At 69.6% G+C, this 13909-nt stretch carries 13 protein-coding genes; 6 read left to right on the forward strand and 7 right to left on the reverse strand.

Annotation, left to right across the window (positions count from 1 at the left end; translation table 11 throughout):
• Positions 1 to 319 precede the first annotated feature (319 nt).
• The gene (locus tag GAS53_RS56020; protein ID WP_225858748.1) at positions 320 to 538 is read left to right on the forward strand and encodes a cupin domain-containing protein; all 219 of its coding nucleotides are present in this window, start codon (positions 320 to 322) and stop codon (positions 536 to 538) included.
• Between the two features lie 825 nt (positions 539 to 1363).
• On the opposite strand, the gene GAS53_RS04105 is transcribed toward GAS53_RS56020, so the two are convergent.
• From GAS53_RS04105 to GAS53_RS04110, 3 genes are all read right to left on the reverse strand, one after another.
• Entirely contained in the window at positions 1364 to 2209 is an 846-nt protein-coding gene (locus tag GAS53_RS04105) for an LLM class flavin-dependent oxidoreductase (protein WP_151476031.1), read from the reverse strand.
• Between the two features lie 130 nt (positions 2210 to 2339).
• On the reverse strand, positions 2340 to 2513 hold the full coding sequence (locus GAS53_RS54980; protein ID WP_192582945.1) for a hypothetical protein: 174 nt from the start codon (positions 2511 to 2513) through the stop codon (positions 2340 to 2342).
• Between the two features lie 121 nt (positions 2514 to 2634).
• Complete coding sequence (locus GAS53_RS04110; protein ID WP_225858708.1) at positions 2635 to 3810, reverse strand: RNA-guided endonuclease InsQ/TnpB family protein; 1176 nt, start codon at positions 3808 to 3810, stop codon at positions 2635 to 2637.
• 105 nt (positions 3811 to 3915) lie between these two features.
• On the opposite strand from GAS53_RS04110, the gene GAS53_RS04115 reads away from it, so the two are divergent.
• The gene (locus tag GAS53_RS04115) at positions 3916 to 4068 is read left to right on the forward strand and encodes a toxin-antitoxin system HicB family antitoxin (protein ID WP_151476032.1); all 153 of its coding nucleotides are present in this window, start codon (positions 3916 to 3918) and stop codon (positions 4066 to 4068) included.
• A gap of 35 nt (positions 4069 to 4103) precedes the next feature.
• On the opposite strand, the gene GAS53_RS54985 is transcribed toward GAS53_RS04115, so the two are convergent.
• From GAS53_RS54985 to GAS53_RS04130, 3 genes are all read right to left on the reverse strand, one after another.
• On the reverse strand, positions 4104 to 4268 hold the full coding sequence (locus GAS53_RS54985; RefSeq protein ID WP_192582946.1) for a hypothetical protein: 165 nt from the start codon (positions 4266 to 4268) through the stop codon (positions 4104 to 4106).
• Between the two features lie 28 nt (positions 4269 to 4296).
• Entirely contained in the window at positions 4297 to 4851 is a 555-nt protein-coding gene (locus tag GAS53_RS04125) for a dihydrofolate reductase family protein (protein ID WP_151476033.1), read from the reverse strand.
• A 124-nt stretch (positions 4852 to 4975) separates the two neighbouring features.
• Positions 4976 to 7810, reverse strand: a complete 2835-nt coding sequence (locus GAS53_RS04130; protein ID WP_151476034.1) for an AAA family ATPase — start codon at positions 7808 to 7810, stop codon at positions 4976 to 4978.
• Positions 7811 to 8223: 413 nt separating this feature from the next.
• Here GAS53_RS04130 and GAS53_RS04135 point away from each other — a divergent pair, with 413 nt between their 5' ends.
• The 3 genes from GAS53_RS04135 (at position 8224) to GAS53_RS04145 (ending at position 11689) form a co-directional block, all read left to right on the forward strand.
• Entirely contained in the window at positions 8224 to 8859 is a 636-nt protein-coding gene (locus tag GAS53_RS04135; RefSeq protein WP_225858709.1) for a TetR/AcrR family transcriptional regulator, read from the forward strand.
• Positions 8860 to 8921: 62 nt separating this feature from the next.
• A complete protein-coding gene (locus tag GAS53_RS04140; RefSeq protein WP_151476036.1) occupies positions 8922 to 10835 on the forward strand; it encodes a S9 family peptidase in 1914 nt (637 codons plus the stop codon).
• 119 nt (positions 10836 to 10954) lie between these two features.
• Entirely contained in the window at positions 10955 to 11689 is a 735-nt protein-coding gene (locus GAS53_RS04145) for a DUF3159 domain-containing protein (protein ID WP_151476037.1), read from the forward strand.
• Positions 11690 to 11781: 92 nt separating this feature from the next.
• On the opposite strand, the gene sigJ is transcribed toward GAS53_RS04145, so the two are convergent.
• Positions 11782 to 12720 (reverse strand): RNA polymerase sigma factor SigJ, encoded by a 939-nt coding sequence (sigJ, locus tag GAS53_RS04150; RefSeq protein WP_151476038.1) that lies wholly within the window; start codon positions 12718 to 12720, stop codon positions 11782 to 11784.
• A gap of 158 nt (positions 12721 to 12878) precedes the next feature.
• Between sigJ and GAS53_RS04155 the strand changes: the two genes are divergently transcribed.
• Entirely contained in the window at positions 12879 to 13508 is a 630-nt protein-coding gene (locus tag GAS53_RS04155) for an LUD domain-containing protein (RefSeq protein ID WP_151476039.1), read from the forward strand.
• The last annotated feature ends 401 nt before the right edge of the window (positions 13509 to 13909 follow it).

Raw genomic sequence — 13909 nt, forward strand, 5'->3', positions numbered from 1 at the left:
AAGCCGTTCATCTGGACCAAGACAGCCGAAGAGATCCTCGACTCCCTCGCCCGCTTCTACCGACGGATCTCTGGCGCAGGACACTAGCAAAGCAGAACCTGATCTGGATATGGATCTGCCAGGCAGGGAGGGAGAATTCGGTGGTGCCATCATGGCGGCTGAGCCAGGGTCACCTAGCGTGGTGGTTATGACGCTGCGACGACTGTACGCGGGGCAGGATGGAGCCGCCCACTTCGAGTCATGGGAGCCGGGGATAGTGCCGGCAGTGCCTGGTCCGGGCGAGTTGAGTGCCTCTGCTCCATGGAAGGCGTCGGCCTGCATGGTGGTTCGGGCGCCGGTCGGGGGCGGCCACCCCGAGCAGCCAGAGGCCGGGCGACGTCTGGTGGTCTTGCTCTCGGGCGAGTGCGAGGTAACCGCGTCCGGCGAGACGGTGATCGCCCGCCCTGGTGACCTGCTGCTCGTCGAGGACACGACAGGCACCGGGCACTCCAGCAGCACGACCACCGGCTTCGAGGCCCTGATGATCGTGCTGGACTGAGGGAACGCACGCTGGCTGAGCGCGCACGGGTCTGCCGTTCGACTGCCTCTGCAAATGCCGTCGTCCACCGCCGCGCGGGCGTGGTGGCCTGGTGCGCGGCGAGCGCCTGATGGAGCCGAAGCCGGATGATGCCGTCCCCGGGTCCTCACCGGCGCTTCGGGAAAGCCTGCGGCCGCCGGGGCGGGCTCCCTGACGCGGGGCGCGGGCGCGGCAACTGCGGGCAGGACGCGCACGGTGCGTACGGCATCGGTGCCGGCCGACTCGTTCGCCGCGGCGACGATGCGCGGGGTGATCAGCCTCAACTGGGTGGCGTAGGCAGGCGAGTCGGGGCGCAGGTCCAGCTGCCCGGTGTCCGGGGGCGACGGCGGCGGCATGGTCGGGCAGCTGCGGGGCGGCAGCGGCCGCGATGTCCGGCCACCGGTCTGCTGACTCCATTATCTGCGATCGAGTCGACCCGGCGGAGTTCGCCCTCGGACACGTCTGCATCAGCGTGCGTTCCCTCAGCCCAGCACGATCGCTGCCCGATGTTCAGCGTCAACCCCAAGGTGCTGCCCCCGCCTGGACGAGTTGGAAGAAGCCCTCCTCGCCCGCCACAAGCGCGCGATCGAGGAGGGCCGTCGGGGTGAGGTCGAAGGACTCGACCTCACCCCGACGTTCCTGTGCAGCAAGCGGGAACAGGCCCGACGGTGCGAGCGGAACAGCCCCTTGCTCTGGGAATCCCTGCCGTCCCGCACCAGAAGTCCCAGCTCACAGACGGGTGATCAGAAGCGCAAAGACCAGCAGCGCGGTCTCAGGAAAGGCATGTCGGTCACATGCCTGCCACCGTCACAGGACATCGGCGAGGCGGTCCACCTGGTTCGGGTCTCGGCCGTGGCAATGGAGCATGACCTCGTCGGCGCCGAGGTCGGTGAAGCCGACGATCGCTTCGCGGATCTCGGTCGGCGTGGTGAGCATTCCGGCCACCATCCGGTCGGCCATGCCGGTGAAGGTGTAGTACGCGTGCATGTTGGCCTGGGCGTCGTGGAGCACGTCGTCAGGGCCGAGCGCGACGTTGACCTGCGCGACAATGCGCGGTTCACCGTCGCGGTCGTACTCCTTCCAGAGCCTGCGTGCCGTGTCGAACAGGCCGCCTGCCCAGGAGGGTGCCGCGGCGGCGAGGAAGCCGTCGCCCCAGCGCGCGACGCGTTCGATCGCGGCGGGCTTGAAGCCGCCGAAGAGCGCTTCGGGGCCGCCTGGCCGGGCGGGCGCGGGGCCGATCGGGCCGATGTTGTCGCCGTACGGCTCGCCGGACCACAGGCGGCGCATTACCGCCATCTGCTCGTCGAGGCGGCGGCCTCGGGTGCGCTTGTCGATGCCGGTGACCTGGTGGTCGTCGTCGCGGCCGCCGATGCCCAGGCCGAGGACGAGGCGGCCACCGGTCATCCGATCCAAGGTGGCGGCCTGCTTGGCGAGCAGGGCGGTGTCGCGCAGTGGTGCGAGCAGTACCTCGGTCTGGACGCGGATGCGAGAGGTGGCGCCCGCGAGGACGGCGAGTGCGACCAGGGGTTCGGGGTTGTCGTAGACGAGCCGGTCGAGCAGGCCGAGCGTGCTGAAGGGCCCCGTTTCGGCGCGTTGTGCCCAGGTGAGCAAGGTGGCCGGGTCGCCGATGGGCAGGCCGATACCGACGTTCATGAAGGAATCCTCCGAAGGGAAGGGTCGACAAAGACTGCTGCCGCCTCTCCGGCACCTCAGCGAGGTGGGACGCTCCCGTTCTGCGGCGTGCTTCTGGGGAACGTCTCGTCGAAGTGATCTCACTTTAGGGTCAGCCGGATTGACGGGACAAGCCGATTTCAACTCCGGGCAGGACGACGTCAAGGAGCTGAGCCGACTGCCGACCGACGTCGAACTCCCAACTCTTGGGCGCCTCGTGGGTGACCACGAAGACGCGATCACCAGCCACAGCCTGACCGGCCCAGCCGTTGGTCTGGTCGGACACGAACCGTCCGACCACCATCGCGCCGATTTCGGTGTAGACAGACTGGATGAAGTCCTTGGAGGCCTGATTGACATCCTCCGCCTCTTAAAAAAGGGGAATTCCAACCCAGGTGGGTTGAGGTTCACGGACGCTCGACCGCTGTGTGGGCGGTGTCGTCCCCCCCGGCACCGGCTGAGCGCCGGGGGCGAGTAGTGCCGCCCTGTCCTGCCGCGACGTTGGCTGCTGCGTTGGTGTCCGCGTTGCAGATGAAGCCACAAGAGGAGCAACAGAATTCGGCTTGGCTCTTGCGCGAGTTCTTGTCGATCCATCCGCAGGCACTGCGCCGCAGGCTGGTGTAGGGGGCGGGGACGTCTTCGACCCTGCCGGGGGCCTTGTGCTCGGTGCGCTGGCGGAGCAGGCCCCAGCCCTGGGCGAGGATCACCCGGTTCAGCCCGCTCTTCTGCCGCACCTGCTTGCCGGGTTCCTGAACGGTGCCCTTCGCCGAGCGGGTCATGTTCTTGATGTTGAGCTTCTCGAATCGCACCAGGTCACAGGTGCGGGCGAGCATCGTGCTGGTCTTCTCGCACCAGTCCTTACGCCGGTCCGCTTCCCGGGTCTTGAGCCGTGCGACCGTGGCGTACTCGGCCGTCTTCCGCTCGCTGCCCCGGGGTGCGCGTGCGGCGCGCCGCTGGTGCTTGCGGACCTGGGCGCGTTCCTTGACCGTGAGCTGCGGGCAGTTCAGCTTCCGGCCGTCCGACAGCGCGGCCGTGATCGTCACGCCCCGGTCGATGCCGATGACGTTGCCCGTGCCGGGGGCGTCGATCGGTTCGGGGACGACCGCGAAGGCGATGTGCCACTGGCCGCCTCGCCGGGTGATGCGGAACGTCTTCGCCTTCGGCAGGTCACCTCGGGTGAGACGAAAGCGGACCCAGCCGCAGCCGGGCACCTGCACCTGCGCCCACCGCCTGTTGAGCTTGTGCACCCGCACCGATCGGCCCATGACCTGCCTGCCGGTCTTCGCGCTCAGCGTCGGCGAGCCGTTCGGCTCGCACTCCGGCACGCGGTCGGTGCCGATGACCCGGAAGCCCTCGTGCACGTGCTTCTTGCGCCACGTCGGCTCACCGAACCCGGACGTGAACCGCGCGTTCTTGGCCCGGGCGAAGTCCTTGAGTGCCTGCTGCTGGACATCCGCGTTCCCCGCACCCAGCCATGCGTTGTCGCGCCGGGCCTCGGTGAGCTGGCGGCACTGTTCGCGAAACCCCGGGCGGTCCTGCGGCCTTTGTGCCAGTGCGCGTGCTGCTCGACGGCCAGGTTCCACACGTACCGGGCATGCGCGCAGTGTTCGAGCATGACGCTCTCCTGCGCGGGCGTCGGGTACACACGAAATCTGGAAATGGCCCCATTCCAGGGCCAGACTTGACGCGTGACCAAGCTGAATCTGCGACTTCCCGACGACCTGTACGCCAAGGCCAAGGCGCTTGCCGCCACAGACGACCACTCCCTCAACTCATGGCTGGTGTCACTCGTGCGACGAGCGGTTGAAGACAGCGAACGCCGTTCCGCCCCGGGGGCGTAACGGCCGTCCCTGCCCTGCTCCGCAGGGACTCGCATTCACCCCCGGCCTGAACGGGGCACCCTGCGAGGAAACTGGGTGGTGCGCATCTCGGCCCCGTTCCACTCCCAGGCCACCTCGCCGTTCCCGTACCAGTCGAAGAGTGGGCCGACCTCGCCGTCCGGCCTCGCGGCATAGCCGTCGGCTGATACGGCGGCGTACATGATCGTCTTTCCCGTCGTTCTTCTCGCCTCAGGCCCCGGCCGGCCGGTAGCGCAGCCAGACGACTCCGGATCGATAGGGCGTGGCCGCGACCAGTTGGAGGCGGATGGGGCCGACACCGTCGAGGATCCGCGGCCCGGCCGGCCACAGGTGCGGATTCACCCAGAACCAGAACTCGTCGACCAGGCCCTCCTGGGCGAGGGTGTGCGCCAGCTCCCCGCATCCGGAGACGATCAGGTTGCCTGTGTGCTCCTCCTTGAGCGCGGGGACGGCCTGGACGACCTCGCCGTCGATGAGGGTGGCGTTCCACTCCAACGGCGCGGTGAGTGTCCGCGAGGCGACGTACTTCGGCATGCCGTTGACCCGCTCCGCGTAGTGGCCCATCGACGGATCCTCACCGAGGTGCGGCCAGACGGCCGCCAGCCCCTCGTACGTCTTGCGGCCGAGCAGGAGAGCGTCGGCCAGGATCAACTGCTCGAGGCCTGCGTCGCCGCTGTCGGCGTCGAGCTCCAGCCACTCCTCGGGGGTGGGCGCCTCGAAGGCGCCGTTGACGGTGACCTGGTTGTGAACGATGACTTTTCCCATGCCCGTCAGGCTAGGAACCGGTCCTGGACGTCCGCATCTGTCGAACGACTGGTGCCGAGCCACCGGGCACGGGAGGTTCGGAGGCCTTTCATAGGTCGAGTTACAGGTCGAGTTGCAGGTCGAGTTACAGGTCGAGTTGTCCCAGCTCGGCCCGTCGTCCGACGCCCAGTTTCGGATAGGCCTTGTAGAGGTGATGGCCGACCGTGCGCGGGCTGAGGAAGAGCTCGGCGGCGATCTCCCGGTTGCTCATCCCCAGGGCTGCGCGACGCACCACTTGCAGCTCCTGCGGGGTGAGCCCGCTGGTGCTCCGGGCGTCGGCGTCCCCCGGAGCGGACTCGCCGAGAGCGGTCAGCTCCGTGCGTACCCGCGGCAGCCAGCCGTGGGCACCGATTCTGTCGAAGGTCTCGTACGCCTCCCGGAGCTGCTCCTTTGCCGCGGTTCGGCGGCGGTGCCGGCGGAGCCACTCACCGAACACCAGCCGGGTCCGCGCCCGGTCGTACGGTCCGCAGCGCTCGGCCGCCAAGGACTCCTCGAACCGCCCGTCGGCGTCACCGCCGTCGTCGAGGAGCGCCTGGCAACGCAGCAGGAGGGCGGAGGGCACCGGGCTCTTGGTGTGCGTTGCCCAGTCGGTGAGTCCTGGCAGGGACCGTCGGGCCCGATGGGTGTCGCCGACCCGCACCGCGGCCTCGACGAGGTCAGGAACCGCGCGCACCGTGATGTCGCGCCCGGGTGCGCCGCCGCAGACGCCCTCGAGCCGCTCGAGCGCGCCCTGCGGGTCGCCACCCATGAGGTCGACAAGACCGAGCGCCCAGGTGGCCTGCGCGGCCGCCATCCCGTGCTGCCGCGCGTCGTCGAGGACGAGCGCTGCCGCCCGCTCGGCGCGGGCGTGGTCTCCGCGGGCGGCGGCGAGCCACGCCGACATCGCGGAAAGGACGACGACCTGGAGCTGCTGACCCAGTTCCTCGGCCAGTGCCATCGCCTCCGCGACGTTGCCGTCTGCGTCGCGGAGGCGGCCCGTCACCAGCTGGGCGAGCACCAGCGGCTCCTGGGCATAGGGCAGCCAGCCCAGCGCTCCGAGGCTGCGCAGCTCCGCGACGTGGGCGTCGAGCATCGTCACGGCCGTTTCGTCCTCGCCGATCAGCAACCCCATGAACGCGGCGCTCAGTCGCTCGACGGTGCCCGCGCACTCGCCGTCCCGGGCTGCGAGGAACATGTTGCGCATCGGCTCGACCGCCTCCGCGATGTCGCCGCACAACAGGTCGGCGAAGCCCACCAGCCCGTTGATCAGCTGGGTGGGGCCTTCCGGGATCGAGCGGAGCCGCTCCGCGCAGCGCCGCAGCAGGGCGGGATCCGCCGCGTCGCGCGCGCACCAGGTGGCCTCGGTCAGGATCGAGACGGCAAGGTCTGGCTTGGTCGCCAGTACTGGGGCGGCGGCCTCCAGCGCGACCCGGGACGCCTCGGCCGGCGACGTTCGCTCGTATGCCACCTGAGCGCGAATCCAGCCGGACTCTGCCACCTCACCGGGCTCGTCGGTCAGTTCGGCACCGGTGGCCGCCAGCTCGACGGCCCGGTCGAGCTGCCCGGCGTCGTACGCCGCCCGGGCGGCAGCCACCAGCCGCCTGCCGCGGACGGTCGGTGCGCTGGTCAGTCGGGCGGCCCGGTCGAGGGCCCGGGCCGCGGCCGCCGCCGCGCCACGGCCCGTCGCTCGATCGGCGACCTGCTCCAGGCCGTCAGCGGCCGCGTCGTCCGGCCCGCCGGCGGCCGTCGCGACGTGCCAGGCGCGCCGGTCGGCGTCGCGCGGATCGGTCAGCACCCGCGCGAGCGCCCGGTGCGCGGCGACCCGGCGGGCGAAGGGAGCCTCCTGATAGGCGGCCGCCCTGATCAGGGGATGTCGGAAGAGCACCCCGTCGGCGGTCACGTGGATGAGCCGGCTCCGCTCGGCCGGCTCGAAGTCGCCTGCGTCGCCCCCGAGTTCCGCGGCGGCGGCGATGAGGGTCGGCAGGGCGGAGCCGTGGTCGGCCGCGGCCAGCAGCAGGACCGTCCTGGTGGGCTCCCCGAGGGTGCGCACCTGCCGGCGGAAGTGTTCCTCGAGCCGTCCCGCCGCCGGCAGCGGCGTGACCGGCGGCGGGACCGCGGTCGCCGCGGTCGCATGGGCCGCCAGCTCGACGATGGCGAGCGGATTGCCTCCGGACTCCTCGAGGATGCGGTCGGTGACGTCGCTCGGCAGCGTCCCTGCGGCCGCCGCGAGTCGAGCGGCGTCGGCGTCGCCCAGCCGCGGGAGCGTGCGGCTCTCCACCCCGGGCGCGGGGAACGGGCACTCCCCGTCCCGGGCGGCGAAGACGGTCGCGACCGGGTCGGCGGGCAGGCGGCGCACGGCGAAGAGCAGGGCGTCGATCGACGACTGGTCGAACCATTGGGCGTCGTCCAGTAAGCACAGGAGCGGCCGGTCGCCGGCGATCTCGGAGAGCAGTGACAGCGCTGCCGCACCCGGCAGCATCCGTTCGACCGGGGCACTGCTTGCTCCGAACGCGGCCCTGAGGGCCTGTGCTTGTGCGCCGGGCAGGGCGTCCAGTCGGTCGAGGTCGCGCACGAACATCAGTTGGAGGGCGGCGTACGCCACGTCGGCCTCGGACTCGATCCCCACCACCCGCAGGACACGCATCCCGCCGGCGACACTTTCCGCATAGTCGAGGAGCGCCGTCTTGCCGATCCCGGCCTCCCCGCGCAGCACCAGCGATCGGCTGCGGCCGTCCTTGGCATCGGCCACGAGGCGATTGATCCGCGACTGCTCCGCAGAGCGTCCGACTATCACAGAGGGCACCCTAGTGTCCTGCGGCATCCCGGAGGGCAGGCTGGTCGGCCAGATCTGCACCGGCTCGCTCTCGTTGGCCGGCCACTCGGCCGACAGCCGGCGTTCCGGCCGCTCCGGGCAGTCGGTGGCCCAGCACGACGAGATCATCCAGCTACGGGGATCTCAACCCGAGCCCAGAGGGCCCACTCCCCTGAGGCCAGTTCACCGCCACCAGCCACAAACACCGTCGGTTCCGGAAGCCGATCGCCGCGCCACACCATGCTTTTGTCACCAATAAGACCATTTCATCCTGAAGTTACTGGTCGCCCGCCACGCTCCAGGCAACCGCATACCGGCCTGCCGCGACCCACTGCCATGCGCCGCCCTCCTTGCGAAGCGCGACCGAGATCGGGCATGTCCGCTGGTCAAGCCGCCGCTACGCTCCCTAGCCCTCCCTGAACCGAAGCGCGTCAGGTCCGCCTACTTTGCACCGTGTCACTTAGTGACGTACTGTCGTTTGAAGACAGTGGAAGCGAAGAGTGTGAGGCGCCATGGTGACGAAGGAGCGCAGCGGAGGAGGGATGAGCGAGCAGCGGCGTGCGCGGCTGCGGCTGGAGATCTCCCGGGAGGCGGCGCGCCTGTTCTGGGAGCAGGGGGTGGCCGCTACGAGCGGCGATCAGATCGCGGAGGCCGTGAGCCTCTCCACGCGCACCATCTGGCGGCACTTCCGCAGCAAGGAGAGTTGTGCTGAGCCGATCGTCATGCAGGGCGTTGTCACCCTGATGACGGTGCTGCGCAGTTGGCCCCGGCGCAGCTCGCTCGAAGATCACCTGACCACGGAACTGACCCGGCTCAGACTCGGTCACCAGACGCCGCCCGTCGATCTTGCCGACGAGATGCTCGCGATGAAGATGATCCGGCTCGCCGACACCGAGCCGGCGCTGCGCACGGCGTGGCTGATGGCCTACGACCAGGTAGAACGCGCGATGTGCGTGATCATCGGCGACCGTCTTGAGCGCCCGGCCGATGATCTGGAGGTGCGGATGCACGCCGCGGGCGCCGCCGCAGCCGTGCGGGTGCTGGAGGAGCACATCGGCGCCGCCGTCCTCGCCGGCGCCGACGTCACGCAGTTCACCGACGTGACGGCCGTCTCCCGGCGTTTCGCCCATGCGATCCGCACGGCCACCGGCGGAGTCGTCGGCGACCCCGTCGCCTGAGGGGTCCGAGCGCCGAGAAGCCCTCCGACCGAACCGAAGCGAACCCAGAAGGGGCGTCCCCCATGACCACCATTTCGCGCGAGGTCCCGCACCTCGCCGTCGAGGACCTCCTCGGCGCACCAATCCGCATCGCCGCATCGATATCGCCCGACGGCACCAGGATCGCCTACCTGGCGCCGTGGCGGGAGCGGCTGAACGTCTGGGTGGAGGGCGTCGATTCGGATGAGGAAGCGCGCTGTGTCACCGCGGACGACAACCGCAGTGTGCACGTCTACCACTGGACGGACGATCCGCGCTGGCTGCTCTACCAGCAGGACGGCGACGGCGACGAGCGCTGGCACATCTACCGCGTCGACTTGGAGAGCCCGGATGCCGAGGCGGTCGATCTCACCCCCTTCCCCGGGGCCACGGTCGCGGGTTTCGAGACGATGGTCTCCCGGCCGGGCAAGGCGTTCCTGCATCTGAACGCGAGGAATCCCGCCGAGTTCGACCTCTACGAAGTAGACATCGCCACGGGTGAGTTGACGATGCTGGCGGAGAACCCCGGCCAGGTCGCCGGCTTGCTGTACACGCCCGACGGAGACCTGTACACCGAGACATGGACCGCCGACGGCGACATCGAGCTGGCGCAATGGGACACCGGGACGGGGACACTGCGCCCGGTCACCACGATCGACGGCGCCGACTATCCGACGGGCGTCCAGCCCTTCCAACTCACCCCGGACGGGACCGGTGTGTGGCTCGGCTCCAACCGGGACAGCGACCGGACCCGGCTGGTCCGGCTCGATCTGGCCACCGGTGAGGAGACCGTGGTCGACAGCCACCCGGACTTCGACCTGGATACGCGTTCCGCCGTCTTCCCGACGCTGCCGTCGCCGCTCATCTGCCACCGGCGTACCGGTGAGCTGCTCGGGGTGCGTTACCTCGGCGAGCGGCAGGTGATCCACCCGCTGGACGCGCACTTCGCCGCGGTGCTTGAGAGCCTGGAGAAGCTGTCCGACGGCGACCTGTCCGCCGTGTCGTCCGACGCGAGCGGGCAGCGCTGGGTCGTCAGCTTCACCCATGACCGTGACCCCCAAGTCACCTACTACTACGACCACTCCACGGGCGAGAGCCGGCTGCTGTTCCGGCCCTTTCCGCACCTGGATCCCGAGAGCCTCGCCACCATGACGCCGGTCACGATCACCGCACGCGACGGACTGGCCCTCCCCTCATACCTGACCCTGCCCCTCGGGACCGAGCCGGCCGGGCTCCCGCTGGTCCTGCTGGTCCACGGCGGCCCCTGGCACCGCGACAGCTGGGGCTACCACCCCGTCGTACAGCTGCTGGCCAACCGCGGCTACGCGGTGCTGCAGGTCAACTTCCGCGGCTCGGCCGGTTTCGGCAAGGCGTTCCTCAAGGCCGGCGTCGGGGAGCTGGCCGGGAAGATGCACGCCGACCTCATCGACGCCGTCGACTGGGCCGTCGCGGAGGGATACGCGGACGGGAACCGCGTCGCGATCTTCGGCGGCTCCTATGGCGGTTACGCCGCCCTGGTCGGTGTCACCTTCACCCCCGACGTCTTCGCCGCCGCGATCGACTTCTGCGGTCCCTCGAACCTCGTCACCTTCCTGCAGACGGTGCCCGAGTTCGTACGGCCCCACCTGATCAACAACTGGTATCTCTTCGCCGGCAACCCCGGCAACCCCGGCGACCCGGAGCAGGAGGCGGACCTGCTGGCCCGCTCCCCCATCAGCCGGGTGGACGCGATCCGCACCCCGCTGATGGTGATCCAGGGCGCCAACGACGTCCGCGTCGTCAAGGCCGAGTCCGACCGGATCGTCGACGCGCTGCGCGCCCGCGGCGTCGAGGTCGAATACCTGGTCAAGGACAACGAGGGTCACGGCTTCGTGAACCCGGACAACAACATCGACGTCTACCGCGCGGCCGACCGCTTCCTCGCCCACCACCTGGGCGGACTGCCAAACGCGCAGTAGCCGACGCCCCGTCGCAGCCGGTATCGGAGCGAAACACCGGGACCTACGGCCGGCAACCCGCAAGGCAGTCACCACAAGCCGTAATGACACACGACTACTTGATGAGTTGATCCCACAACATGACTGAACCCATACCCCCCTCCCACTCGGCGACCACCCTGCACGGGCCGGAACCGGACGCAACCCCAGGACGCCAGGCGAAGAAGACACCGCTGGAGCAGATGGGCGGCATGACGGGCCTGGTGTACACGATGCTGCCGATCGTGGCCTTCGTGCTGGCCAACTCCGCCTTCGGGCTGACGGCAGCCATTGGGACCGCCGTCGGTGTCGCGCTGGCGATCTCCGTGCTGCGCCTGATGCGCAAGGAGCCGCTCCAGCCCGCGCTGTCCGGCCTGTTCGGTGTCGCGGTCGCCGCCTTCGTCTCCTGGAAGACCGGATCGGCCAAGGGCTTCTTCCTGACGGGCATCTGGTCCAACTTCGCCCTCGGCGTGCTCTTCCTGCTCTCGGTCCTCGTACGGCGGCCGCTGGCCGGAGTCGTCTGGGGCGCGCTCAACGGCAGTGGGACCGCCTGGCTGAAGGACAAGCCCTCCCGGCGCTACTACGACATCGCCACGCTCACGCTCGTGGGAGTCTTCGCGGTCCGGGTCGCCGTCTGGCAGTGGCTTTACGACGAGGACCGCACGGGCTGGCTGGCCGCCGCGAGGATCGCAATGGGCTACCCGCTCCTCGCCCTGGCCCTCCTGGTGGTGCTGTGGGCGGGCCGGCGCTCGGGCCAGCGGCTGAAGGCCCTGGCCGGACAGCAACCCGCCGGATCGGTCTGGGGCGCGGCCAGTTGTCGCGCGCCGCGGCGCTGACCGAGCCGGCCCTCGCCGGGCAGCTCAGTGCCGAAGGATGTGTCCCGCTGCTGGGTGGCGGCTGTGAGCGGACCCGATGGTCTGGACGCGAGTCAGCTCGTCGTCCAGTGTCTGAGTTTCTCGGGGTTGCGTACAACCCAGATGCGTTTGATTCGGTCGCCCGCGACATCGAATGCGAACACCGTCACGGTGACGCCGTCTTGCTGAGCCACCAGACCGGGCTGACCGTTGACCGTACGCTCCAGCAACGTCATGTTTCCGGGCCTCCGGCGGGCGATTTCGGCCCAGGCGTGTGCGATCTGCTCGCCGCCTTCGATGGGGTGCAGGAAGGTCGTGGCGAGGCCGCCGCCGTCGGCGATCGCCGTGGCGTCGGGGTCGAGCAGGCCGATGAGGGCATCGATGTCCTTGGCTTCCCATGCCTGCTTGAACTCCCTGACGATGCCGGCGCGCTGGGCCGCCGGAGTCGCGGAAGGCTGCGAGGCCCGGATGCGGCGGCGGGCCGAGGAGGCCAGCTGGCGGCATGCCGCCGGGGTACGGCCGACGATCTCGGCCACTTCGGCGAAGGAGTGGCAGAAGACATCGTGGAGGATGAACGCGACGCGTTCGGCCGGGGTCATCGATTCGAGCACGACCAGGAAGGCCAGGTTGACCGACTCATCCAGGGTGACCCGGTCGGCCGGGTCGACAGTGGTGCCGCCGGGCCCTCCGGTGATCCACTCCGTATGTTCGGGTAGCGGCTCGGGGATCCATTCGCCCACGTAGGTCTCTCGCCGGGCCCGCGCCGAGCCGAGCAGGTTGAGGCAGATGCGGCCGGCGACCGTCGTCAGCCAGGCGCCGGGGGATTCGATGGCGTCCTGCTGCTGCCGGGACATGGCGTACCAGCGGGCGTAGGTCTCTTGGACGGCGTCCTCGGCCTCGGCCAGGGAGCCCAGGAGCCGGTACGCGAGATTGATCAGCTGACGCCGCTCGCTCATGATCGCGTCCAGGCTTGGATCGGGCCGGCTTTGTCCTGGTCCGGATCGGGTGGTCATGGTGTCGACGGCTCCCTCGGTCGCGTCTGCCCTCACCAGTTCGACAAGACAGCGCACCGGAATGTGAGGCCGGTGCGTCACCTCACATTCCGGGGGGCTGTGTTGTCGAACTGCTGAGACGAACACATCATCCAGCGAACAGGAAACTCAGAGACATCATGACTGCCCCACTGCCGACAACACCGTTCGCCGACCCGGCGCCCGCGCAGCGCCTGGAGCGGGCGGCCACCGCGCTGACCGCACACGGTTTCACCGTGGAAATCCTCGATGACGCCGCCGCCGCGCGTACCCGCATCAAAGATCTGATACCGGAGGGCGCCAGCGTGTTCACCGGGGCCAGCGAGACCCTCCGCCTGTCCGGCATCGACGAGGACATCAACAACAGCGGGCGGTACCAGGCCATCAAGCCACGCGTCCTGGCCATGGACCGCGTCACCGGCGCCGACGACATCCGGCGGCTGCTCGCCGGCCCCGACGTCATCGTGGGCAGCGTCGCCGCGCTCACCGAAACCGGCTCCCTCGTGGTCGCCTCGGGCAGCGGAAGCCAGTTGCCCGGCTACGCCGGCGGCGCCGCCCGCGCGATCTGGATCGTCGGGGCGCAGAAGGTGGTACCCGATCTGAGCACCGCGCTGCGGCGCGTCGAAGACCACTGCCTCCCGCTGGAAAGCGCCCGCACGCGGGAAGCCTACGGGTGGCCCAGCGCCATCAACCGCCTTCTCATCCTCAACGCAGAACACCACCCCGGGCGCGGCACCGTCCTGCTGCTCCGCGAAGCCATCGGATTCTGAAACCGCCCGTCGGGCAGCGGTCCCAGATCCGCCAGCGAGAGGCCAGGGTGGCAGCGCAGGCACGGACATCCTCGTATTCGATGACGGGGATCAGGCACCCGAGTGATCTTGAGGCTCCGTGCCTGCGTTGCTCCTGGCCCCTGCTGCGCCCACCAAGCTGCGTGCCCTCTCGTACCCGACGATCCCTGGTTCGGGGAACCGGACATGATGGATCGCCGCAACGCGGCACACACAAGGGGCTCCGACCTCGCGTGAAGCGATACACGACCTGCGTGGGAAACGGTGTCTGCTGACACAGCCACGGCATCGAGGGTCTCGTCGCAAAGCCGAGATCGGCGCCCTGCCGGGCAGGCCGCGGTGCGGCCTGGTGTGTTGACTGCACCATCTCAGCAAAGCGAGAG

It is taken from the genome of Streptomyces albicerus (assembly GCF_008905045.1).
Taxonomy (GTDB): domain Bacteria; phylum Actinomycetota; class Actinomycetes; order Streptomycetales; family Streptomycetaceae; genus Streptomyces; species Streptomyces albicerus.